This window comes from Bradyrhizobium retamae (genome assembly GCF_001440415.1).
Taxonomy (GTDB): Bacteria; Pseudomonadota; Alphaproteobacteria; order Rhizobiales; family Xanthobacteraceae; genus Bradyrhizobium; species Bradyrhizobium retamae.
In genome coordinates this window covers 1-21,950 of sequence record NZ_LLYA01000160.1, presented here as the reverse complement: position 1 = coordinate 21,950, position 21,950 = coordinate 1, and the positions used below count along the sequence as shown (strand labels likewise).

Sequence of the window (21,950 nt, the reverse complement as noted above, 5' to 3'; positions counted from 1 at the left end):
GTGGGTGCCTATTGCAGGGCTTCGCCGTGCTGCGAGATGTCGAGGCCTTCCAGCTCTTGCTGCAGCGATACCCGCAGCGGCGCGAACACGCCCACCAGCTTAAGCAGGATAAAGGTAATGCCGCCAGACCAGACGAGGGTAACCGCGACGCCATAGAGCTGGGTCAGTACTTGCTGCGCATTGCCCTCGATCAGGCCGGCAGTACCTCCGATCGCGTTCACCGCGAAAACGCCGGCGAGCAATGTGCCGGTCAATCCCCCGATGCCGTGGATGCCGAACACGTCGAGCGAGTCGTCATATTTGAAGCGCTGCTTGAGCCAGGTGCAGGCCCAGAAGCAGAGCGTTCCCGCGACAACGCCAATGACGATGCCGTGCCACGGCGCAACGAATCCGGAGGCCGGCGTGATCGTGCCGAGACCGGCGATGGCGCCCGAGATCATGCCGAGTACCGACGGCTTGCGTCGTGTCGCCCATTCGATCGCGGCCCAGGCCAACGCGCCGGCGCAGGCGGCCAGATGCGTCGCGGTGATCGCCATGACTGCGCGCGAGTTCGCGGCCAGCGCCGATCCGCCGTTGAAGCCGAACCAGCCGACCCACAACAATCCAGTGCCGATCACGGCGAGCGAGAGGTCGAACGGCGCGAGGTTCTCGTTCCCATAGCCATGACGCCGGCCCATCACCATCGCGGCAACCAGTCCGCCGACGCCGGCGGAAAGATGCACGACGAGGCCGCCGGCGAAATCCAGCACGCCCATGGTGGCAAGGAATCCGCCGCCCCATACCCAGTGCGCGAGCGGCACATAGACGAACATGAACCAGCCGACGGAGAACAGGAGATAGGCCGAGAACCGCATCCGGTCGGCCACCGCGCCCGCCACCAGCGCCACCGTGATGATCGCAAAGGTCATCTGGTACAGCATGAAAAGCGCTTCCGGAATCGTCTTCGCCGCCGGATTGACGCTCTCCATCGTCATGCCGATCAGGAACCAGCGGTCGAGCGTGCCGATCCAGGCGCCATCGCCGACAAAAGCCAACGAATAGCCGAAGGCCACCCAGAGAATCGAGATGATCGCGACGGCGGCGAGGCTCTGCGCCATGGTCGCCAGCACGTTCTTCTTGCGCACCATGCCGGAATAGAACAGCGCCAGGCCCGGTATCGTCATCATCAGCACCAGCGCGGTGGCGACGATCATCCACGTGGTGTCGGCGGCACTGATGGTGGACGTCTCGGCCTGCACCGGCGTGATGAGTGCGAAGCTCGCCGCAAGCGTAATGAGCGCAGCATTGCCTGCTGCACGACACGATGGTGCCCCCATAAATTTCCCCCGGCCGGTTGTCGTTTCGTTGCCGCTTCTTGGCTTCGCGCGTTCAGCGTCGTTGCCGCCGCGCCTAAAATTCCGTGATGTCTCAGAGCGCGTCGCTATCGGTTTCCCCGGTGCGGATTCTCAGCGCATGGTCGATCGGTGTGACGAAGATCTTGCCGTCGCCGATCTGCCCGGTACGCGCGTTCGCGGTAATGACCTCGACCGCTTTATCCGCAACGTCGGAGGCGACCGCGATTTCGATTCGGAGCTTGGGCAGAAAGTTCACGACATATTCGGCGCCCCGATAGATTTCGGTGTGGCCCTTCTGGCGGCCGTAGCCCTTGACCTCCGTCACCGTCATGCCGTGGACGCCGATGGCCGTCAGCGCCTGGCGTACCTCGTCAAGCTTGAAGGGTTTGATGATCGCGACGACGAGCTTCATGGTCAGGCCTTCATTTCTCTGGGGTATTTTTGAGCACGCGACAGGCTGGGTGCCCGACGGCGGACCGCCGACGCAAATCTGGCATCTTTCTGGGCAAATGGCACAAAAAAGTTGCAGGTAGAAGGGGAAAACATTTCGAGCTGGTGACATCGATCACTGTACAGGCACCTGTAACGTCCGCCAAAATGCGGTTTCATCCCCAGCCGCCCGCCGGCTACCTCCATTTCCACGGCTCAAGGAAATAAAATGTCGAACCGATCGTGGTTTTATGCAGCCAACGGCCAGCAACAGGGTCCTTATCCGGAGGTCCAGCTTCGCGACCTCATCACCCGCGGCATGGTCGGGGCGGATACGCTGGTCTGGACCGAGGGAATGTCGGGCTGGCAGCGGGCAGGAGAAATTCCGGGGATGATACCCGGCGGATCAGGCCCGCCCGCCTTCACGCAACAAGGTGGCCCACCTACGGCTGCAGGTGGAGGTTATGGCGGCGGTGCGCTATCGATCGATGTGGGTTTGTGGGAGCTCCTCGGGCGCAGCCTTGTGTTCGTCATCGGCATGGTGCTGGTGATTCCGGCGCCCTGGGTTGCGACCTGGTTCTATCGCTGGATCTTTTCCCGCCTCTACGTGCCTGGCCGGCCGAACCTTGCTTTCACCGGCCAGCCCCTCGACATCTGGTACGTCTTCATCGCCATCGGCATTTTGACCTATGTGGGCTCGGCCGACCTCTATTATCTGCAATACCTCTCGATCCCGATTCAGGCCGTGCTGGCCTGGATGGTCATTCGCTGGATCGCTTCCAACCTGAGCTCCAACGACCAGCCGCTTCCGATCGCCTTCAACGGCAGCGCGCTGGGTTATGTCGGCTGGCACGTGCTGTTGTATGTATCCTTCATTACCATCATCGGCTGGGCCTGGGTGGTCACGGCCTGGATGCGCTGGATCTGCCGCAACATCGACGGCACGCAGCGCGAGGTCATCTTCACCGCGTCCGGACTGGAAGTGCTGTGGCGAACCTTCGTGTTCGTGATCGCCTGCATCTTCATCATTCCGATCCCGTGGATGCTGGCCTGGTACGCACGCTGGTACGCGTCGCAATTCGCGCTGGCCGAGCGCGGAACGCTGGCGAACGCTTAACGCGCCGGCGCTCTTACTTGCGCTGGCGGACCGAGCCTTCCTGGGCGACCGACGCCACCAGTGTGCCGTCAGGCTTGAAGATCAGGCCGCGGGTCAATCCGCGGCCGTCCTGCGCGCTCGGCGAATCCTGCGCGTAGAGCAGCCATTCGTCGGCGCGAAACGGCCGGTGAAACCACATCGCGTGGTCGAGGCTCGCCGGCATCATGCGCTTGTCGAACAGCGTGCGGCCGTACCGCGCCATCACCGCGTCGAGCAGCGAGAAATCCGATGCATAGGCCAGCGCGCACATGTGTAGCGCCGGATCGTCGGGCAACTTGGCCGCGGTGCGGATCCAGACATGGATGCGCCCGTCGTCGATCTTCTGGCCGAAATAGCGGCCGAGCTCGACCGGGCGCAGTTCGATCGGCCGGTCGGATTCGTAGTAGCGGCGGATGAATTCCGGCATCTCGCGGAACATCGGCTGTTTTGCCACTTCCTCGGCGGTGAGTTTCTCCGGAGGCGGCACGTCAGGCATCTTGTCCTGATGATTGAACGCGCCTTCTTCCTCGGCATGGAAAGACACCATGATGGAGAAGATCGCATTGCCGTGCTGGATCGCGGTGACGCGCCTTGTCGAATAGCTCTTGCCGTCACGCAGCCGCTCGACCTCGTAGATGATCGGAATCTGCGGATCGCCGGGCAGGATGAAATAGCAATGGATCGAATGCGGCAGGCGGCCTTCAACAGTGCGGCATGCCGCAACCATGGCTTGCCCGATCACCTGTCCGCCGAACACCCGCTGCCAGCTCGTCTTCGGGCTGTTGCCGCGGAACAGGTTCACCTCGAGCGGCTCCAGATCGAGGATGGAAATCAGGTCAATCAGGCCTTTGGACATGGTGCTGCTTTCGGTTGGATTCCAGCGTCATTCCGGGATGGTCCGAAGGACCAGACCCGGAATCTCGAGGTTCTCAGGGGCGCAAGGGGCGCCCCATAGTTCGATACTGCGTGTCGCCCCGGAATGACGGCTTAATGACGGCTTAACCTTGTTTCTCGGCCCTGTTTCGCCCAGCTATTATCAGGTAGCAAGTCTGGTCTGAGGGCATAACCGGGTACGGATCGCATGGCGACACAGCGAAGTATTGTCATCTGCGGCGGCGCCTTCGCCGGGCTGGCGCTGGCGCTGGCGCTCCGCCAGGGCCTTGGCGCGGAGATTCCCGTGGTCGTCGCCGATCCCGCGCTCGGGGTGCGGCCGAGCCGCGACCCACGCGCGACCGCCATTGTGGCCGCCTGCCGGCGGCTTTTCGAGACGCTCGGCGTTTGGGATCAGGTATCGGATTCGCAAGCCATCCTCGACATGGTCGTTACCGATTCCAGGCTCGATGACGCGACACGCCCGGTATTCCTGACGTTTGCAGGAGATGTCGAACCCGGCGAGCCGTTTGCCCACATGGTCGAGAATCGCCGCCTGATCGACGCGCTGGTCGAGCGCGCCGAGGCCGAAGGCATCGATCTCCGGGCTACCGCCGTTTCGACTTACGATTCACGTTCCGATGGCGTCACCGTGACGCTCGCCGACGGCGGTGTCATCGAGGCAAGCCTGCTGGTCGCCGCCGACGGCGCGCGCTCGAAACTGCGCGAGCGCGCCGGCATTGCCACCCATGGCTGGAACTACGATCAATCCGGCATCGTCGTCACCGTCGGCCATGAACGGGATCATCACGGCCGCGCCGAAGAGCATTTTCTGCCCGCAGGTCCGTTCGCGATCCTGCCGCTGAGCGGAAAGCGCTCGTCGTTGGTGTGGACCGAGAACCGGACCGAGGCCGCACGCATCACTGCGCTCGGCGAGGCCGAATTCCACGATGAGCTCGAGAAGCGCTTCGGGCTGCACCTCGGGGAGATCAAGGCGCTCGACAAGCCGCGCGCGTTTCCGCTCGGCTATTTCGTTGCGCGCTCATTCATCGCCGAGCGGCTGGTGCTGGTCGGCGACGCCGCGCATGTGATTCATCCGATCGCGGGGCAGGGGCTCAATATGGGCTTGAAGGACGTCGCGGCGTTGGCCGAAGTCGTGGTCGATGCGGCCCGGCTCGGCATCGATCCCGGGCAGGCCGATGTGCTCGACCGCTACCAGCGCTGGCGGCGGTTCGACACCATGGCGATGGGCGTTGCGACCAACTCGCTGAATTTTCTGTTCTCGAACGAATCGACGCTGCTGCGCACGGTGCGGGATATCGGGCTCGGCCTCGTCGATCGTGCGCCGCCGCTGAAGAACTTGTTCATCCGCCAGGCAGCCGGATTGTCGGGCGAGGTGCCGCGACTGTTGAAGGGCGAGGCGCTGTAGAAGGCGAATGGCGAATAGGGAGCGGCGAATAGACCATTCGCTATTCGCCACTCACCATCCGCCGGCTTCGTCACTCGATCTTCCGTGCCTCTTCCGGCAGCATGATCGGGATGCCGTCGCGGATCGGATAGGCGAGCTTGGCGGAACGCGAAATCAATTCCTGCCGGTTCGAATCGAATTCGAGCGGACCCTTGGTCACCGGACAGACCAGGATCTCCAGCAACTTTGGATCGACGGTGCCGTCGAGGCGTTCGGGCGGGGCTGTCATTTACTGTCTCCAGATAGGCGTAGCCCCTTAGCATACCAAATCGCGAGGTGTCATGACGCGGCCATCCGCACCAGTTCGTCGACCACGACCTCTTGGCGTGCTTTCGACAACGGCTGGTCCGATAGCGCAAAGCCGAGAAATGCCCAATACAGGATTTGCGCCCGGGCGCGGGCCACATCCGTCGACAGTCCGGATTGCGTCAAAAGACCTTCGACATAGCCGAGCCGGCGCCGGTCGATCGCCTGCACGGCGGCGCGGGCGGCGGGATCGACGCTCGCCCAGGTGCGGACCGCCCGTTCCAACATCAGCCGTTCACCGAACACGCGGCGCAGCAGCAGCGCGAGCGGGTTCTCGTCCTTCGAGGCCGCCTCGACATTGGCGATGATCTGCTCGGCCGCGACCTCATGCCAACGCGCGAGTATAGCGGCATGGAACGCGCCGATATCGGCGAAATGCCAATAGAAGCTGCCGCGCGACACTCCCATCGTCTTGGCCAAAGGCTCCGCCTTCAGTGCGGTGAAGCCACGGGTCGCCAACGTCTTCAGGCCCTGATCGAGCCAGTCCTTTGCCGATAATTGATCGCTCATGCTGGGTTCCGCGCTATCACCACCATACATCAGTGTATTGACAAGCACCAGAATGCACCGCATAACCATACAGCTCTGTATGGAGAGGTTATCCGATGCGCGATCTCATTCTGCAATGCGCCGGCGTTGCCGGCATAGCGGTGGCCTTGATTCACGGCATGCTCGGGGAAACTAAGGTGTTCGCCAAGGCGACCATTCAGCCCGAAAGCCTGCGCACCCTCATCCGCCTGGTATGGCAGGCGGGTACGGTGGCCTGGATTGGCGGCGGAGTGCTGCTGATTGCCGCGCCCTCGTTTGGATCGGAGAGCGCGCGGCACTGGATCGTCGCAACGATCGTCGCGGTCTACGCCTTTGCCGCCGCCGCCAATGCGTGGTGGTCGCGCGGCCGCGGCTTCGGCTGGAAAGCCCTCGGCGCCGTCGTCGTGCTCGCGGTGGCAGGATACTAGAGGGTTACTGCAGCCCGGTGTCGCCGCTGGTGCCTTTCTTGGCGAGGTCCATTTCGGTCACCGCGATCAGGATCTCGGCGCGGGTTTTCAGGTCCGGCGCCTCCAGCATCGCCTGTTTCTCCGCCGGACCATACGGCGACATCATCGCGAGCGCGTTGACCAGCGCCTCGTTCGGCGCGCTCTCGATACCTTCCCAATCCACCTTCAGATTGTTGGCTTTTAGAAAATCGTTTAGCACGTCGAGCAACGCCGTACGGTCGACTTCCTCCTCGCCTTTACGCGCGACGAAGTCGTCGGCATAGGGGAAGAAGTCCACCTTGCATTGCCGGTACGCAGTCAGTGTTGCGATTTCCTCGACCACCTTGAAGCGCGCGACCCCGGTCAATTCGAGGATGTAGCGGCCGTCGCCGGATTCGGCGAGCTGGGTAATGCGGCCGACGCAGCCGACCCGGAACAGCTCGGGCCTTGCCTCGTCCCTGGTGTGGGAAATGTCCGGCTGGATCATCCCGATCAGCCGGTGGCCGTCGCGCAACGCGTCGTCCACCATCGCCAGATAGCGCGGCTCGAAAATATTGAGCGGCATCTGGCCGCGCGGCAGCAACAGCGCGCCCGGCAACGGAAATACCGGAATGATTTCGGGAAGCTCGCCGGGTCCGCGGTATTCGGCATTGATCGGCATCTGCAGTCCCGGTCAGTTCGTTGGTTCGGTGGGTGTTCTCTTCACAAAACCATGTCCCGCGCGCGTGGACTACGCCTACGAGAAAAGGATCGTCGACAGCCGCTTGCGTCCCTCGACCGTAGCTTCGTCGGTGCCGCCCCAAGCCTCGAAAAACTGCACGAGCTGCTTGCGCGCGCCGTCGTCGTTCCACTTGCGATCGCGCTTGACGATTTCCAGCAACTGGTTGGTCGCCTCGTTACGCTGGCCGAGCGCATTGAGCGCCGTCGCCAAGTCGAATCGCGCCTGATGGTCGAGCGGGTTTGCGGCGACCTTTTGTTCGAGCTCGGTCACCGGGCCGACCGACTGCGCCTGCTCGGCAAGGTCGATCGAGGCCTGCACCGCCTTGACGGCGGCATCGTTGCGCTTCGATTCCGGCACCATCGCGATGGTCTGCTTGGCTTGTTCGACGGCGCCCGTCGTCACGTAGCACTTCGACAGTCCCGCCAGTGCGGCGATATTGGTGGCATCGAAACCGAGTATCTCGGCATAAATCTGTGCAGCGGCGGCCGGATCGCCTTCTGCCAGCACGGCCTCGGCCTCCTTCAGGATTTCTGCAATGTTCGGCTCACCCGGTGCCGTCATGCCCTTGGTGAGCTTGTCGATGAAGGCGTTAACCTGGCTCTCCGGCACCGCGCCCATGAAACCGTCGGCGGGTTGGCCGCCCACGAACGCGATCACCGCCGGGATCGACTGAATGCCCATCTGGCCCGGAATGGCTGGATGCTCGTCGATATTCATCTTGACCAGTTTGACCTTACCCTTGGCGGCCCGAACCGCCTTTTCCAGCACCGGCGTGAGCTGACGGCAGGGACCGCACCAGGGCGCCCAGAAGTCGATCAGCACCGGCTGGCGCTTCGATTCCTCGATGACATCCTTCACGAAGGTCTGGGTGGTCGTCTCCTTGATCAGATCGGGTACTGCCTGCGGTGCCGGGCCGCCGCCCTGCTCAACTATCGTCACGGTATCCTCGCCTGATGTCTCGAGAAGGAACGCAGAATATCGGCTGCGGGTCCGCTGCTTCTAGCACGGTCCGGAACCAAGTTCTCGTTCGCTAGATGGCGGCTTGGCCGCAAAAATCAATCGGTCCGGGCGCCGCCGCCTTCCGCAAGCTGTGCCGACCGTGGACATTCGGCGAATGAAGGGTGCAACCGCCGCTCCGGCCGGCGTTCCGAGCCGTCTGGGTGGGCCAGGGGCCCCGCGAATCGGGCTATCGCGCTGGCGGCTAACTCTGGGTTCCCGACGATGGCACGAGGCCCGATAAATTCCATTATGCCGTTGTTTCGGGCCGATTCGAGCCTTTTTGATCAAAGAAATCAGATTATCCGGAAAAGCTTCGGACCGTGCGCGGACTGTTGCATTCGCAGCCCGCATTTGGCATAGGTCTGCCGTTGACGGCGCGCGATCGCCGCCATCTCGGATGCGGGTGTAGCTCAGTGGTAGAGCACGACCTTGCCAAGGTCGGGGTCGAGGGTTCGAGCCCCTTCGCCCGCTCCAGATTTCTCTATGGCAAAGCACTAGATCCAACGAACGGCCGCCATTTTGGCGGCCTTTCGTTTGCAGCCGACAACGGGTGCGCCTCCGGCGGCGGCATCTCTACCCAACGGTTGCTCATCTCGGGATGCGATAGACCCAGACCCTTGCCTTTCCCGAATTCACGTTGCGAAACAGGCCCGGAAAGACGCCGCTGACCGGCTGGTTCAGATAGACGAACAACTGCCCGTCGCGGGTCGCTCTGAATTTCTCGTCAAGACGGCCGTTCGCCGGCTCGCCATCAATGAAGTTCTCCTCATTGCCGGTCTCGCCGTAGCGAAGGATAACGTGGCCAAAGGGCCGGTCGAGCGTTCGCTTGAGCGGGTAAGCCGCCGCCAGCAAAGCGAATCGGCCCAGTGGAACGGTCGGATCGGTTGTTACACCGTTCTTTTTCCAGTTGGGCAAGAACGCACGGAGAGGCATTCCGCCCGGGCCCGATGGCGCGCCGAGAAACGACCAGTCGCCATCCTTTTCCAGAATGAACTGATAATGTCCGCGCCTCTCGAGCATGACGCCCACGGGTGTGCAAAGGTCGGCGGTGTTGAATGCGGCCAAGTCGACCCCTCGGCACGCCGCCGACGTGCAGGTGCCATGGAAGCTGCCGTCGGGTGCGCGCTTGCACAGCTTCATATCATCGGGGTCGCACACCTCCAGCGTGATTGGCTTCTCCGCTGGCTGGCAGAAGTGGCCAAGGCTGTCGCGAATGTTGAAAAGATAGTGGCTGGCGAAAGCGATGCCGCCGACCAGGAAGAAAACCGCAAAGAATGCGGGCGCGACCTTGAGTTTGATGTTGGTGAGCAATCGCCGGTAGGCGTCCTTCAGTCTGAAGCCCGCGATAGTCCTGTCGGGGAGCAACATGGTGACTAGGACGGCAAAGGCGAAGAACTGGAAATAGGGGTGGGTTATTCGGTCGATGAAGGTCTGCGGCGAGGCAGACAGCTTTGGCAAGCTGTAGCCGGTCCAACCCGGTAGCGGATAGAGCGCGACAAAGAGCAGGCCAGCCAGCACCACCATTTGCGATGTGCTCAGGCCGAGCCTTGGTTTGGATTCGCCCCGGTGCAGGTCGACCTTTGCAAGGCTCACCCGCCACGCGCGGCGCATCTGATCGGTGATCCGGTCCTTAAGCCTGGCGCTCAACCATAGCAGCAGCGCAACAAGACCGGCGCAAAGCACAAACCAGAGCGGCTCCCTCGCATAGGCATTGATCCAGCGTGAGGCCGCGCCCGGCAAAGTGAGCCCGACCATCCGAATGAGGTCGGAAAGCGGCCGGAGGGGCGTGGTGAATTCGGCGGCCGCCGGCGCGGTGGATGTAAGCGGATAGGTCAGCAAATAGAGCGACGCGATGACGGTCAGGAAATAGATGATGCGTCGCCGCCAGATCGAACTTCCGACGACGTGCTCCTGGGTGAGCTCGCGCTGACGGGCGGAGGCCAGGCTCTCATATTTCGGCCTGCCCGGCGGGACGGTCAGCTTGTCGGGGGTGACGATCCTCTCGTCGTAGGTCAATATTTCATAGACCGGTGGCAGTGCGACCGGCGCATAGAGATGCGCGTCGACGGAGATCCGGTCGAATACGCTTTCGTGGATCTTCGGTATTGCGATCTTCACGCAATCGCGCTTGTCGTCGGAAAATTTCGTATCCGACAACGCGGCCACGCTCCGTGGCCCATAGCGGTAGTAGCCGCCGAGCCCGTTGCGGGAATCATAGATGCGGCCGTCCTTGTCCTGGGTCGATCGCACTCGCGTGAATGCGTCGGGATCGGCTCCCGGCGCCGCCTTCAAGGTAAGGCCGCGGCTGCGCGCCTCTGATAACATCCAGGTCAGCGACACATGCGCGAGCGAGTCGTCCGGATATCCACCGCCGACATTTGAATGCACGCCGGCGAACCAGACCTGCGTGATCCGTTCCGAACTGGTCCTTCGGGTATCGGTGACAACGGTCTCCGGACTCTCGTCCCACAGCAGCGGATGAAACGTGGTGCGCTCATCGTCGAGCGAGAGCGCATGGCAGGCTTTGCGGACCAACGGATGGAGCTGCCGGTCCGGCAGTTCGAGCGGCCAGAGATACCGGCTGACGCCGCGGGTCATTTCGTCGATGGGCAGGCCGTAGGCGGCGACGGTATCCCAAAGGCCGAGGAAGGCGATGTGATCGACCGGGCGCTCGTTCTTGTCGTGCTTGGCTGATACGAACAGGTTGCGCAGCTTTCGAAAAACCCATTCGACTTGAAACCGCGACTTGAACGTCTCTGCCCGGTGCGCCCGGTAGGCCGCCGCGACCTTTCGATCGAGTTCTTCTTCGGTCTGGTACTTCACCAGGCCCTGTTCGCAGATCAGACCGTTCACCACGCGGATGGTGAAGGCCCCTCGGCTGAACCCGAATGCAAAGATGTCGTCGCTCTGCCAGGGACCGTATCTCTCTTCGCGACCCTCGGCCTTCGCAACGGCAGCCTCTAGCGCCAGATAGTCCAGATGCGAACGATAGTTGCGGCAGGCAAACTTGTAGATATCGAGCACGTTCCGCTTCAGGCCGAAGCCGAAGGCGCCGCCCAGGATCGCGAACGGCTTGAAGGACGAGGTGCCGACCCCGTCGTCGTAGAACGCGATCTGTTGCGAACTGGTCAGATCATGCGATTCAAACACACGCCAGACATTCGTCCGCCAGACCTTGCCGGCGGAATTGCCGGTGCCGTCCGAGAGCAGAATGATCCGCTTGTTGGCCATACGGACGCTCGCTCAAACCCGGGCGAGGGGAGACAGACATTGAAGGATATGCCGAATGGTTTTCTCAGGGTTTGATCCACTCCTGTATGAAATGGACCACAATTGCGTTGTTCGTTTATCAATCGGGTGACAGCGCAAGCGATCCGCTTGATGTGGAATGCCGCCCACTCGTGCGCCTTGCGCCCACTAGCTCGACGCGGATATTGCGATGCAGCGGGCGCAGTTCGGATTGAACGTGCGGCTTGGCAATCCGTCTCACAATTTGTCTTGGTCGCATTGAGCCGCGCGGCGCGCGCTTCTCTGCCGCAACGGATGTGCTACCATTTTCCGGTCTGCCACACTTCACCAGACCAAACTCGCCTCTCGAAGTCCAAAATAATAACAGGCGCGGCCCATCCGCGCTGCATAGGGAGTGACGCGATGAAAGCGGCTTTCAATCGATCTATTCTTGCGCTCGCAGCCATCCTTGTTGTCGCGGGGGCCAGCCAGGCCTCCGCCCAACAGAAGGCCCTGAAGAAATACGAGTCCGGCACCAAGGATTTTTGGAATAATCCGCCGCCGGACTGGTTCCTCGGCGATGAGACCGAACAACAAAAGGGCCTCGCTCCGCCGTCAGGGCCGCCGACCGGCGCCTCGGACGCAGAACTGGCGGCGATGATGAAGAAGATCAAGCTGCCCGACGGCTTCAAGATCGAAGTTTATGCGTCCAACGTGTTGTCCGCACGGCAGATGGCGTGGGGCGACAAGGGCACGCTGTTCGTCGGCTCGTTCGACCTCGGCAATGTCTATGCGATCAAGGACAATGGCGGCAAGAAGGAGGTCAAGACCATTCTCAAGGGCCTCAAGATGCCGACCGGCCTCGCCTTTCTCGATGGCGCGCTCTACGTCATCGCGGTCGACAAGCTGATCAAATACGAAAACGCCGAGGCCAATCTCGACAACCTCGGCACCGGCAAGGTGGTGTATGACGACATGCCGTCCTACATCGCCCATGGTTGGAAATACATCACCGTCGACAAGGATGGCTGGTTCTACCTGCCATTCGGTCCTCCATTCAACATCGGCATTCCGCCGACCAGCGTTTCGCAAATACGCCGCGTCGATCCCAAGACCGGCAATGCCGAAATCTGGGCGCTTGGCGTCCGCAACAGCGTCGGCGGCGACATCGATCCACGCAGCGGGCGATACTGGTTTACCGAGAACGCCCGCGACTGGATCAGTGACGACATGCCGAGCGACAAGCTGAACATGATCTCCAGGATCGGCGAGCATTTCGGCTATCCCTACTGCCACCAGGGCGATATGCCGGACCCGAAATTCGCGATGGGCCACAAGTGCTCGGAATTCACGCCGCCCGTCGTCAATCTGGGCGCGCACGTCGCGCCGCTGGGCATGAAGTTCTATACCGGCGATCAATTCCCGGCCGAGTACAAGAACAACATCCTGATCGCCGAACACGGCTCCTGGAATCGGCATAAGTACCAGGGCGCCCGGATCAAGCGCGTCATCGTCGATGCCGAGGGCAAGAACGCCAAATCCGAGATCTTTGCCTCCGGCTGGCTCGAAGGCGACCAGGGCTACCTCGGCCGGCCGAACGATATATTGCTGGACAAGGACGGTTCGATCCTCGTGGCCGACGACTGGGCCGGTGCGATCTACCGCATCAGCTACACCAAGAAGTAGCGCCTAAGTAAATGAGAGGCTGCGGTTGCTCGGGAACGAGTAGCCGCGGCCCTTATTGTTTGATGCACGGGCGGAGAGTAGTTGAAATGCGAAGTGCATTAATGGGGTCGCTGCTGGCGATCATGATTTGCGTACCGCTCGCCCGCGCCGCCGATATCGCGGCCGGCAAGGCGAAAGCCGAGCTGTGCGTCGGTTGTCATGGCGAGGCCGGTATTTCGCAGATCGAGAACACTCCCTCGTTGGCGGCTCAGCCTGATCAATTCATCCAGTGGCAGCTCGTGTTCTTTCGTGCCGGCACCCGCAAGAACGAGCAGATGCAGCCGATCGTCGAACAGCTCAATAATGAGGATATTCGCAACCTCGGCGCCTACTACGCTTCGCTCGAACCGCCGAAAGCGCCCAAGCCTGACGAAAACCCTGATCTCTCCAAAAAGGGCGCGCAGGCGGCCGCTGGCCGGCGCTGCGCGTCATGCCACACCGATAGCTACGCCGGCACCAAGGGGGTCGCCCGCGTCGCCGGCCAACGCGAGGAATACCTGGTCAAGGCGCTGCGCGAGTACAAGTCGGGAGTGCGATCCGGCGGCGCGATGGCTGCGATGACGGACGTCGCCTATTCCCTTAGCGAGGAAGAGATCGAAGCACTCGCGCATTATCTCGCGCATCTCTGAGTGGCTCGTCGTCCCTTGCTTTCGCAGGAACGACGGAGATAGAGTCGAATGGTTACGCGGCCCGCTGCTTCTCATACGCTTTGAGATGCGTATAGGCGATGCGCAGCTTCGGAACCGGAATCTTCGCCGCGTCGGCGCGTGCCACGAGATCGCCGATCACATGATCGGCTTCCACGGGCAGTCCCGCCTTGATGTCGCGGAACATCGAGGCGGTCATCGGCGAGCCCTCGGTGGTCAACAAGCCGCTGGTACGCTGGAAGAACGGTCCCGTCGGCTCGTAGCCCGACGCCTTTGCAATCGCGCTGCATTCATCGAGCATGCCGAGCAGAAAATCCTTGCCGCCGGCCACCGCCAGGATGTTGCCGACTGAGGTGCGCATCAGGCAGGTGGAGGCTGCGAGCGAAGCAAGGAAAACCCACTTCTCCCACATGTCCCGCATGATGTGTTCGCTGGCTACGGCGCCGAACTTGCCGCTGTCGAACACTTTTGCAATCGCGCGCACACGATCCGACATCGAGCCGTCGCGCTCGCCAATGTTTAGCGATTGCATCGGCGCGAGCTGGACCACCTCGCGGGCCTCGTTGAGCGTCACCGCGATCGCGCAGAGACCGCCGAGCACGCGGTCGGGCCCGAATTTCTTGTCCAGCACGTTGAGGTGCAGCATGCCGTTGAGCAGCGGGATGATTGCGGTTTGCGGCCCGACCGCAGGAGCAAAAGATTTGATCGCATCCTCCAGGTCGAACGCCTTGCAGCTCAACAGCACAACGTCGAATGTCTCGGCGAGTTTGTCGGCCTGCACGGTCGGCGGGTTCTCGAGCGTCACATCGCCGGCGGGGCTCCTGATGACGAGACCGGCGCTTGCGAGTTCGGATGCGCGCTTCGGCCGGACCAGGAACGTCACGTCGTTTCCTGCCTGAAGCAGCCTGCCGCCGAAATAGCCGCCGATGGCGCCGGCCCCGACCACGAGAATACGCATGTATCAACTTTCCTTACTGTTGATTTTGGAACGGGCGAATAGCGAGTAGGAAGATGCCGGCTGCAATCTACTCCCAACTATTCGCTATTCGCTACTCACCATTCGCTTGCCTACCATGTGGTCTGATCTGGGCAGCTACTTCCCCGAAATCATTTCCTCGACTTCGCGAAGTTGTTCCTTGCCGAAGAACATTTCCTTGCCGACGAAGAACGTCGGCGAGCCGAACGCGCCACGATCGACCGCGTTTTGCGTATTCTCGATCAGCCTGGCCTTTACATCCGCATCCTGCGATCGCGCCAGCAGCTTGGCAGCATCCAGGCCGGACGAGGTTAGCGCCTTGGCTGCGACTTCGGGATCATCCATCTTCTTCGGCTCGACCCACATGTGGTGGAACGCAGCATCGACATATTTCTCGAACACGCCCTCGAACTGGGCTGCCACCGCCGCACGCATCAGATTCAGCGTGTTGACCGGGAAGAATGGGTTCCAGACATAGGGCTTGACCCCGAAGCGCTTCAGGAAGCGTTCGGTTTCCAGCGCGTGGAATTCGCGCTTGTTCTTGATGCCGGCGAGCGTTTCGGCAGGCGACTTGTTGTTGGTGGCCTTGAAGATGCCGCCGAGCAGGATCGGCACATATTCGAACCTTGCACCGGTGCGCTTTTCGATCGCTGGAATCGCTTCATGGCTGAGGAAGGCGTTGGGGCTGCCGAAATCGAACAGGAATTGCGGATTTGAACTCACGGCACTCTCCTTGGACGTTTTGGCGCATTTTGGCGCAAGGCAGCCGGCGCGTCCACAGTATCATGATGATCGTAATATTGTGGAATGCGTGGCGGGCGAGGGACTTTTGGAGATTCGGCTGAAGGGCGATCGCGCCTATGGCTCGGCGCGATCGCTGAAGGCCAGCTTGACGACGTGGTCGCGGATATCGTCGGGCCAGCCGGCGACCAGAGCGACGAAGCGCCGCCGGTCATCGGCGAACAACGCCCGCGAGGCTTCCTCGAAGTCGGCGAGATTGCCGGCCATCACCGACATGAAGCGGTAGGCGGCATCCCTTGCCGCGCGGGCGCGATCCGCATCGCCATTGGCGCGGCGCGCCTCGTCGACGAGCTTGCGCAACGCCACCGACGCTCCGCCGGGCTGCGCCCCGAGCCATACCCAATGGCGCGGCAACAGCGTCACCTCGCGCGCTACCACGCCGAGCTTGGGCCGCCCCCGTCCGCGCGGCTCAATCGCCGCAGCAGCCTCGTCGGCTTCGACTTCCGGAGGCGAGGCCGGTTGCGGCAGACGGGCAATAACGTCGCTCTCGGCCCCCCGAAGGTCGAGATCGATCGGTTGGCCGGTCGCGTCGTTGAATATGATGATCGGCAGCACTGCGGGCCTGCGGGAGGCCTGCATGACCGCCAGCGCGACCTCGGCGAGCGGGCCGGCCGCCAGGCGTTGCGGGCCGATGAAGGCTGTGAACAGGGGGCGAGACGGGGCAGCCATTGGAGATACTCTGGATTTTCGGCGCGTTATATGTACCCGGATAAATTTCGGACGTCAATATCCTCCGGGTAAAATATGACATGGCTCAGGCCGTCTCGACTTTCCATCCCCCGGCTGGCACCAACGCCACGCCAACTCCAGGGGGACGCCATGCTGACGGTTCATCATCTCAACAACTCACGCTCCCAACGCGTGCTCTGGCTTCTCGAAGAGCTCGGCGTCGCTTACGAGATCGTCCGCTATCAGCGCCAGCCGGACATGCGCGCGCCGAAGGAACTGCGCGCCATTCACCCGCTCGGCAAATCGCCCGTCATCACCGACAACGGCAATACCATCGCCGAGTCCGGCGCGATCTGCGAATACATCGTCGGCACCTATGGCAATGGTCGCCTGATCCCGCCACCGAACACGCCGGAGCGGCTGCGCTACACCTATTGGCTGCACTATGCGGAAGGCTCCGCCATGTCGCCGCTGCTTTTGAAGCTGCTGTTCACGCTGATGCCGAAGCGTGCGCCAGCACTGCTGCGGCCGCTGGTGCGCAAGGTCTCCAACACGGCGCTGACTACCCTGGTCAATCCGCAGCTCAAGCAGCACATGGATTACTGGGAGAGTGAGCTCGGCAAGAGCGAATGGTTCGCCGGCAATGAATTCACCGCCGCCGATATCCAGATGAGCTTTCCCCTGGAAGCGGCCGCGGCGCGCGGCGGGCTGGAGCAGGGCCATCCCAAAGCGATGGCGTTTCTCGAAGGCATCCACGCGCGGCCGGCATATGCGCGCGCGCTGGAAAAGGGCGGGCCGTATGTGGTCGGGCGGTGACATCTCCTCCGTCATTGCTGTCGGTGTTCACTTCTAGCGCGACGTCTACGCGGCGCCGACCGAGGGCAGCGCCTGCACCGAGACGCCGGGCGGCGGCACGTCGTCGTCGGGGACGAAGAAATCCGACATCAACGGCACGGACCGATCGACGCGGTAGCGCTCGAAATCCCTGACGCCGGACGCGTACAGCACCTTGTCGTCGATGCAGAACTGTCCTGTGAATTCCCGCGCTGGCCTGGTCAGGATCGCGTGCGCGGCGTCACCCATGATCACGGGCGTGCGGCTGGCGCGGATCATTGCCTCGCCGCCGAGCAGGTTGCCGACCGCGGCGGTGGCGATGGTGGTACGCGGCCATAGCGCGTTGACGGCGACGCCAGCGGATTTCAACTCACCCGACAAGCCCAGCACGCACATGCTCATGCCGAACTTGGCCATCGTGTACGCGGTGGAATGCTCGAACCATTTCGTCTTCATGTCGAGCGGCGGCGACAGCATCAGGATGTGCGGGTTTTTCGCCTTCTTCAGATGCGGAATGCAGTATTTCGACACCATGAACGTGCCGCGGGTGTTGATATCCATCATCAGGTCGAACCGCTTCATGTCGGTTGCTTGCGAGTTGGTCAGGCTGATGGCGCTGGCGTTGTTGACGCAGATATCGATGCCGCCGAATTCGGCGACGGTCTGCTCGACCGCCGCCATCACCTGCGCCTCGTCGCGGATGTCGCACAGCACCGGCAGCGCCTTGCCGCCCGCGGCGCGAACTTCTTCCGCCGCGGTGTAGATCGTGCCCTTGAGTTTCGGATGCGGCTCGGCGGTCTTCGCCGCAATCGCGACATTGGCGCCGTCACGCGCGGCGCGAAGCGCAATCGCCAGCCCAATGCCGCGACTGGCGCCGGAAATGAACAACGTCTTGCCTTTGAGGGATGTCATCTGAAAATCTCCTGCGAATGAAGCATACTACGTCAGCGACGCACCGTTCTTTAATGCCCTGCCGCCGCCGCCCCTCTCGTCCGCGGATCGGGGGCGCCGATCAGGCCGTTGGGCGTGACGGCGATCGAATTGGCCGACGTCTGGCCGAGCGGCTCGATCAGCTGATGGCCCTTCTCCTTTAGCGCATCCAGCGTTTCCTGCGGAAAGCCGCGCTCCACGCGCACCACGTCTGGCATCCATTGATGGTGCAGCCGGGGTGCGGCCACGGCGGTGGCGACGTCCATCTTGTAATCGAGCACGTTGACCACGACCTGCAGCACGGCTGAAATGATGCGGCTGCCGCCCGGCGAACCCGTCACCAGCACCGGCTTGCCGTCCTTCAGCACGATGGTGGGCGACATCGACGACAGCGGCCTTTTGCCCGGGCCCGGCAAATTGGCTTCGAAGCCGACCAGGCCGAACGCGTTCGCCGCGCCGGGTGCCGCGGTGAAGTCGTCGAGTTCGTTGTTGAGCAGCACGCCGGTGCCATCGGCGACGAGGCCGACCCCATAGGAAAAATTCAGCGTATAGGTGTTGCTGACGGCATTGCCGGCGGCGTCGACGACGGAATAATGCGTGGTATTGCTGCCCTCGCGCGGCAGGCTCACGGATAACGCGTCGGCGGGCGTAGCGCGCGCAAGGTCGATGCTGGCGCGTTGCTTCGCCGCGTAATCCTTCGCGATCAGGATATTCGCCGGTGCATTGACGAAGGCGGGATCGCCGAGATAGCGCGCCCGGTCGGCGTAAGCGCGCTTCATGGCCTCGATCATGACATGCAACGAAGGCGCCGAGCCCTGCTTCATGTCCGCCATCGCAAACCCTTCGAGAATGTTCAGCGCTTCCAGTAGCACCGTGCCGCCGGACGAGGGCAGCGGCATCGAGACGATCTCGTAGCCGCGATAACTGCCGCGCACGGGGCTACGGATCACCGACTCGTAGGATTTGAGATCGTCCGCCGTCATGATGCCGCCGGCATCGCGGACGGCTTTTGCCAGCCGTTCGGCGACCGACCCCTGGTAAAATCCGCGCGGTCCCTGCTCGGCAATCGCCGACAGCGTTGCCGCGAGATCGGCCTGAATCAGACGGTCGCCCTCTCGCAGCGCCGTGCGGTCGTCACGGGAGAACGCCTTGGCTGAGTTCGGCCAGCGCGCCATCCGGCGATACAGGTCGGGCAGCGTGTCGGCGGTGTCGTCGGCGATCACGAAACCGTCTCGTGCGAGCTCGATGGCGGGCTTGAGGATTTGCGCGAGCGTGAAGCGGCCGGAGCCGTATTTCTCCAGCGCCAGCGTCAATCCGGCCACAGTGCCGGGCACGCCGATACCAAGCGCGGAATTGCGCGACTTGTCGGTATCGGGCTTGCCGTCCGATCCCAGAAAGATATCGCGCGTGGTCGCGGCCGGTGCGGTCTCGCGATAGTCGATGGCGACGTCTTCATTGCGCTCGGCCGAATGGATCACCATGAAGCCGCCGCCGCCGATGTTTCCGGCGCGCGGATAGGTGACGGCAAGCGCAAAGCCGGTGGCGACCGCGGCATCAACCGCGTTGCCGCCTTGCCGGAGAATGTCGGCGCCGACTTCCGCCGCGATCCTTTCCTGGGCGACCACCATGCCGTGCTCGGCTGGAATGGAGCGAACGGCGGAGAGGTCCGGCGAATAAAAGCGGCGTTCCTGTGCAAAGGCGGTGGTGCCGCAGGCGAATACCAGCGCGATTGCGGCAATCGCCTTGCGCCGGCTGATTTGAAAGATTGTCATCGAAAATCCGCCGCAGTTTGAGCCTGTGTGGCGCGTGGGCAACAGCGCCAGCGTTGGTGACGCATGCTATATGGGTTCGGCTTCGGCACGCAAAACGCTTCGCGAGACTTTTGAAGGAAATATCCGGCATGGCGGTGATCGCTTCCGAGGCAGTTGGCGCCGAGATTCCAAGGGCATATCCGCGCCGCGCTGCCGTCGTGAGCTGGATCTTCTTCGATTGGGCCGCGCAGCCTTACTTCACGCTGATCACCACGTTTGTCTTCGCGCCCTATTTCGCAGGCTTCGTCGCGCCGGATCCGGCGAGGGGGCAGGCGCTGTGGGGATTCGCCACCGCCGCCGCCGGCCTGATGATCGCGCTGCTGTCGCCGGTGTTGGGTGCCATCGCCGACGCCAGCGGCCGCCGCAAGCCGTGGATCGCCGGCTTCGGGTCGCTTTTGGTGATCGGCTCTTGCCTGATGTGGTTCGGAAAGCCGGGCGACCCGAGCGTCATCCCGCCACTGCTGTTGGCCTATGCGATTGCGAGCATCGGGGTCGAATTCGCCACCGTCTTCAACAATGCGATGATGCCGACGCTGGTGCCGCCGGACAGAATCGGGCGGTTGTCCGGGACCGGATGGGCGACCGGTTATATCGGCGGCATCCTCAGCCTCATCCTCGTGCTCGGCTTTCTGGCGGCCAGTCCCGAGACCGGGCGTACACTGTTCGGCCTCGCGCCATTGTTTGGTCTCGATCCGGTCACGCACCAGGGCGATCGCATCACCGGTCCCTTGACCGGCATCTGGTTCCTCATTTTCGTGACGCCGATGTTCCTGCTCACGCCGGATTATCCGGCCAAGCGCCCGATCCGCGAGGCCGTGCGCGAAGGATTGAGCGGGCTCAGGCGAACGCTCGGCGAATTGCCGAAGCAGAAACCGATGGCGACGTTCCTGCTCGCCAACATGATCTATACCGACGGGCTGGTGTCGCTGTTTGCCTTCGGCGGCATCTACGCCGCCGGCACTTTCGGCTGGCACACGATCGAGATCGGGACGTTTGGAATTTTGCTGGCGATCGCGGGCACCTTCGGCGCGTGGCTTGGCGGCAAGCTCGACGACAGGCTCGGACCCAAGCGCGTCATCGCCGGCAGCCTCACGATCCTGCTGCTTGCGCTCGCCGCGATCTTGCTGGTCGACAAGGATTCGATCCTGTTCGTGAAGGTCGCGCCACCGGTTCCGGGCGGCGCGCTGTTTTCCGGCGCCGCCGAGCGCGCCTATCTCGTGCTCGGGTGCCTGATCGGCGCGGCCGGCGGCCCGCTGCAGGCGGCTTCGCGCACGCTGCTGATCCGCCTCGCGCCGAAGGATCGCATCGCGCAATACTTTGGATTGTTCGCGCTGACCGGAAAGGTGACGTCGTTCATCGGTCCGCTCCTGATCGGCGCGATCACGGCCGTGACGGCAAGCCAGAAGGCCGGCATGGCGCTGCTGGTGGTGTTCTTCGTCGCGGGCCTGGCGCTGCTGACGCGCGTGCGGGAGTGAGGGCGAATAATCGCATGCATTTGTCATCCCCCGCCACCGGGTCTCGCCTTCGGCGAGCCCGATGACAGACTCCAGCGGGGGATCCAGTACGCCGCGGCTTCTCTGTTGAATCACTGACGTCTCTGGAATACTGGGTCATCCACTTTCGCAGGTGACGACGACGGAGTATGCGTTCGCGTTCTCGCGACACACTGTGCCCGAGCTTTGCTATCAACTTCCCACCCTCTCGTTCAGAGGGCACAGGGAAGACCGGGTGCGCGCCGCACCCGCGGTCTCGTGTGCAAAGTGCGCGAAAGAAAACGCACACGAGCATACAGGTACAGCGGGAGCGTCCCGGCCTTCCCTGCGCAATGGCTTTACGGCTTACTTCGTACTCTCCCCGGAGAACGGCTCTTTTGCCTCCGTCGCCCCCGAGAAGCTTCGCTTCTTAAGGACTTAACGCCAGCACCGCGACGCCAGGACCACACGACTTCGCCGTACGCTTCCTGCGCCTACGTCTTGCGCATTCCGCGTCCATCGCATCTCACCGCACGTTCGTGACGATCGCCAACGCCCCTCATCTGCCGTGAGACGGGCGGAGTTATGCGACTGATTTGGGTGAGAACGAAAGCGGAATAT

At 62.6% G+C, this 21,950-nt stretch carries 20 protein-coding genes and 1 tRNA gene; 8 read left to right on the top strand and 13 right to left on the bottom strand.

What is annotated here, in order from left to right:
• Nucleotides 1-8: 8 nt before the first annotated feature.
• Together CQ13_RS21825 and CQ13_RS21820 are read right to left on the bottom strand one after the other, a co-directional pair.
• The gene (locus CQ13_RS21825) at nucleotides 9-1,316 is read right to left on the bottom strand and encodes an ammonium transporter (protein ID WP_057844904.1); all 1,308 of its coding nucleotides are present in this window, start codon (nucleotides 1,314-1,316) and stop codon (nucleotides 9-11) included.
• A 91-nt stretch (nucleotides 1,317-1,407) separates the two neighbouring features.
• The gene (locus CQ13_RS21820; RefSeq protein WP_028348351.1) at nucleotides 1,408-1,746 is read right to left on the bottom strand and encodes a P-II family nitrogen regulator; all 339 of its coding nucleotides are present in this window, start codon (nucleotides 1,744-1,746) and stop codon (nucleotides 1,408-1,410) included.
• A gap of 246 nt (nucleotides 1,747-1,992) precedes the next feature.
• Here CQ13_RS21820 and CQ13_RS21815 point away from each other — a divergent pair, with 246 nt between their 5' ends.
• Nucleotides 1,993-2,880: a DUF4339 domain-containing protein gene (locus tag CQ13_RS21815; RefSeq protein ID WP_057844903.1), complete on the top strand. Its 888-nt coding sequence runs from the start codon at nucleotides 1,993-1,995 to the stop codon at nucleotides 2,878-2,880.
• A gap of 13 nt (nucleotides 2,881-2,893) precedes the next feature.
• On the opposite strand, the gene tesB is transcribed toward CQ13_RS21815, so the two are convergent.
• Entirely contained in the window at nucleotides 2,894-3,754 is an 861-nt protein-coding gene (gene tesB, locus CQ13_RS21810) for an acyl-CoA thioesterase II (protein WP_057844902.1), read from the bottom strand.
• Between the two features lie 225 nt (nucleotides 3,755-3,979).
• Here tesB and CQ13_RS21805 point away from each other — a divergent pair, with 225 nt between their 5' ends.
• Nucleotides 3,980-5,197 (top strand): ubiquinone biosynthesis hydroxylase, encoded by a 1,218-nt coding sequence (locus CQ13_RS21805; RefSeq protein ID WP_057844901.1) that lies wholly within the window; start codon nucleotides 3,980-3,982, stop codon nucleotides 5,195-5,197.
• A gap of 70 nt (nucleotides 5,198-5,267) precedes the next feature.
• Here the strand turns inward: CQ13_RS21805 and CQ13_RS21800 are convergent, their stop codons facing one another.
• Together CQ13_RS21800 and CQ13_RS21795 are read right to left on the bottom strand one after the other, a co-directional pair.
• A complete protein-coding gene (locus CQ13_RS21800; RefSeq protein ID WP_057844900.1) occupies nucleotides 5,268-5,465 on the bottom strand; it encodes a Trm112 family protein in 198 nt (65 codons plus the stop codon).
• Nucleotides 5,466-5,515: 50 nt separating this feature from the next.
• Entirely contained in the window at nucleotides 5,516-6,052 is a 537-nt protein-coding gene (locus tag CQ13_RS21795) for a TetR/AcrR family transcriptional regulator (protein WP_057844960.1), read from the bottom strand.
• Nucleotides 6,053-6,147: 95 nt separating this feature from the next.
• On the opposite strand from CQ13_RS21795, the gene CQ13_RS21790 reads away from it, so the two are divergent.
• Nucleotides 6,148-6,498, top strand: coding sequence for a hypothetical protein (locus CQ13_RS21790; RefSeq protein ID WP_057844899.1), 351 nt, complete (start codon nucleotides 6,148-6,150; stop codon nucleotides 6,496-6,498).
• A 4-nt stretch (nucleotides 6,499-6,502) separates the two neighbouring features.
• Here the strand turns inward: CQ13_RS21790 and CQ13_RS21785 are convergent, their stop codons facing one another.
• On the bottom strand, nucleotides 6,503-7,177 hold the full coding sequence (locus CQ13_RS21785; protein WP_057844898.1) for an LON peptidase substrate-binding domain-containing protein: 675 nt from the start codon (nucleotides 7,175-7,177) through the stop codon (nucleotides 6,503-6,505).
• Nucleotides 7,178-7,252: 75 nt separating this feature from the next.
• A complete protein-coding gene (gene trxA, locus CQ13_RS21780; RefSeq protein ID WP_057844897.1) occupies nucleotides 7,253-8,176 on the bottom strand; it encodes a thioredoxin in 924 nt (307 codons plus the stop codon).
• Nucleotides 8,177-8,635: 459 nt separating this feature from the next.
• Here trxA and CQ13_RS21775 point away from each other — a divergent pair.
• Nucleotides 8,636-8,710 (top strand) — tRNA-Gly (locus CQ13_RS21775).
• Nucleotides 8,711-8,824: 114 nt separating this feature from the next.
• Here the strand turns inward: CQ13_RS21775 and CQ13_RS21770 are convergent.
• Nucleotides 8,825-11,467, bottom strand: coding sequence for a T6SS phospholipase effector Tle1-like catalytic domain-containing protein (locus tag CQ13_RS21770; protein WP_057844896.1), 2,643 nt, complete (start codon nucleotides 11,465-11,467; stop codon nucleotides 8,825-8,827).
• A gap of 420 nt (nucleotides 11,468-11,887) precedes the next feature.
• Here CQ13_RS21770 and CQ13_RS21765 point away from each other — a divergent pair, with 420 nt between their 5' ends.
• Both CQ13_RS21765 and CQ13_RS21760 read left to right on the top strand, forming a co-directional pair.
• Complete coding sequence (locus CQ13_RS21765) at nucleotides 11,888-13,150, top strand: PQQ-dependent sugar dehydrogenase (protein WP_057844895.1); 1,263 nt, start codon at nucleotides 11,888-11,890, stop codon at nucleotides 13,148-13,150.
• An 86-nt stretch (nucleotides 13,151-13,236) separates the two neighbouring features.
• Entirely contained in the window at nucleotides 13,237-13,818 is a 582-nt protein-coding gene (locus CQ13_RS21760) for a c-type cytochrome (RefSeq protein WP_057844894.1), read from the top strand.
• 52 nt (nucleotides 13,819-13,870) lie between these two features.
• On the opposite strand, the gene panE is transcribed toward CQ13_RS21760, so the two are convergent.
• The 3 genes from panE to CQ13_RS21745 form a co-directional block, all read right to left on the bottom strand.
• On the bottom strand, nucleotides 13,871-14,794 hold the full coding sequence (gene panE / locus CQ13_RS21755) for a 2-dehydropantoate 2-reductase (RefSeq protein WP_057844893.1): 924 nt from the start codon (nucleotides 14,792-14,794) through the stop codon (nucleotides 13,871-13,873).
• A 135-nt stretch (nucleotides 14,795-14,929) separates the two neighbouring features.
• Nucleotides 14,930-15,535, bottom strand: a complete 606-nt coding sequence (locus CQ13_RS21750; RefSeq protein ID WP_057844892.1) for a 2-hydroxychromene-2-carboxylate isomerase — start codon at nucleotides 15,533-15,535, stop codon at nucleotides 14,930-14,932.
• Nucleotides 15,536-15,670: 135 nt separating this feature from the next.
• The gene (locus tag CQ13_RS21745) at nucleotides 15,671-16,282 is read right to left on the bottom strand and encodes a DUF2239 family protein (protein ID WP_057844891.1); all 612 of its coding nucleotides are present in this window, start codon (nucleotides 16,280-16,282) and stop codon (nucleotides 15,671-15,673) included.
• Between the two features lie 150 nt (nucleotides 16,283-16,432).
• On the opposite strand from CQ13_RS21745, the gene CQ13_RS21740 reads away from it, so the two are divergent.
• The gene (locus CQ13_RS21740) at nucleotides 16,433-17,098 is read left to right on the top strand and encodes a glutathione S-transferase family protein (protein ID WP_057844890.1); all 666 of its coding nucleotides are present in this window, start codon (nucleotides 16,433-16,435) and stop codon (nucleotides 17,096-17,098) included.
• A gap of 45 nt (nucleotides 17,099-17,143) precedes the next feature.
• Here CQ13_RS21740 and CQ13_RS21735 read toward each other — a convergent pair whose 3' ends face one another.
• Together CQ13_RS21735 and ggt are read right to left on the bottom strand one after the other, a co-directional pair.
• The gene (locus CQ13_RS21735; RefSeq protein ID WP_057844889.1) at nucleotides 17,144-18,028 is read right to left on the bottom strand and encodes an SDR family oxidoreductase; all 885 of its coding nucleotides are present in this window, start codon (nucleotides 18,026-18,028) and stop codon (nucleotides 17,144-17,146) included.
• Nucleotides 18,029-18,078: 50 nt separating this feature from the next.
• Nucleotides 18,079-19,818 carry a gamma-glutamyltransferase gene (ggt, locus tag CQ13_RS21730; protein WP_057844888.1) on the bottom strand — a complete coding sequence of 580 codons (1,740 nt, stop codon included), beginning with the start codon at nucleotides 19,816-19,818 and terminating at the stop codon, nucleotides 18,079-18,081.
• A gap of 128 nt (nucleotides 19,819-19,946) precedes the next feature.
• Here ggt and CQ13_RS21725 point away from each other — a divergent pair, with 128 nt between their 5' ends.
• Complete coding sequence (locus CQ13_RS21725; RefSeq protein WP_057844887.1) at nucleotides 19,947-21,332, top strand: MFS transporter; 1,386 nt, start codon at nucleotides 19,947-19,949, stop codon at nucleotides 21,330-21,332.
• Nucleotides 21,333-21,950 lie beyond the last annotated feature (618 nt).

Coding starts and splice junctions, on each gene's coding strand:
- CQ13_RS21785 (WP_057844898.1), bottom strand. CDS start 7,177: ATGCCGATCAATGCCGAATACCGCGGACCCGGCGAGCTTCCCGAAATC.
- CQ13_RS21825 (WP_057844904.1), bottom strand. CDS start 1,316: ATGGGGGCACCATCGTGTCGTGCAGCAGGCAATGCTGCGCTCATTACG.
- CQ13_RS21725 (WP_057844887.1), top strand. CDS start 19,947: ATGGCGGTGATCGCTTCCGAGGCAGTTGGCGCCGAGATTCCAAGGGCA.
- CQ13_RS21790 (WP_057844899.1), top strand. CDS start 6,148: ATGCGCGATCTCATTCTGCAATGCGCCGGCGTTGCCGGCATAGCGGTG.
- panE (WP_057844893.1), bottom strand. CDS start 14,794: ATGCGTATTCTCGTGGTCGGGGCCGGCGCCATCGGCGGCTATTTCGGC.
- CQ13_RS21740 (WP_057844890.1), top strand. CDS start 16,433: ATGCTGACGGTTCATCATCTCAACAACTCACGCTCCCAACGCGTGCTC.
- tesB (WP_057844902.1), bottom strand. CDS start 3,754: ATGTCCAAAGGCCTGATTGACCTGATTTCCATCCTCGATCTGGAGCCG.
- CQ13_RS21815 (WP_057844903.1), top strand. CDS start 1,993: ATGTCGAACCGATCGTGGTTTTATGCAGCCAACGGCCAGCAACAGGGT.
- CQ13_RS21760 (WP_057844894.1), top strand. CDS start 13,237: ATGCGAAGTGCATTAATGGGGTCGCTGCTGGCGATCATGATTTGCGTA.
- CQ13_RS21795 (WP_057844960.1), bottom strand. CDS start 6,052: ATGAGCGATCAATTATCGGCAAAGGACTGGCTCGATCAGGGCCTGAAG.
- CQ13_RS21770 (WP_057844896.1), bottom strand. CDS start 11,467: ATGGCCAACAAGCGGATCATTCTGCTCTCGGACGGCACCGGCAATTCC.
- CQ13_RS21765 (WP_057844895.1), top strand. CDS start 11,888: ATGAAAGCGGCTTTCAATCGATCTATTCTTGCGCTCGCAGCCATCCTT.
- CQ13_RS21735 (WP_057844889.1), bottom strand. CDS start 18,028: ATGACATCCCTCAAAGGCAAGACGTTGTTCATTTCCGGCGCCAGTCGC.
- CQ13_RS21805 (WP_057844901.1), top strand. CDS start 3,980: ATGGCGACACAGCGAAGTATTGTCATCTGCGGCGGCGCCTTCGCCGGG.
- ggt (WP_057844888.1), bottom strand. CDS start 19,818: ATGACAATCTTTCAAATCAGCCGGCGCAAGGCGATTGCCGCAATCGCG.
- CQ13_RS21820 (WP_028348351.1), bottom strand. CDS start 1,746: ATGAAGCTCGTCGTCGCGATCATCAAACCCTTCAAGCTTGACGAGGTA.
- CQ13_RS21800 (WP_057844900.1), bottom strand. CDS start 5,465: ATGACAGCCCCGCCCGAACGCCTCGACGGCACCGTCGATCCAAAGTTG.
- CQ13_RS21745 (WP_057844891.1), bottom strand. CDS start 16,282: ATGGCTGCCCCGTCTCGCCCCCTGTTCACAGCCTTCATCGGCCCGCAA.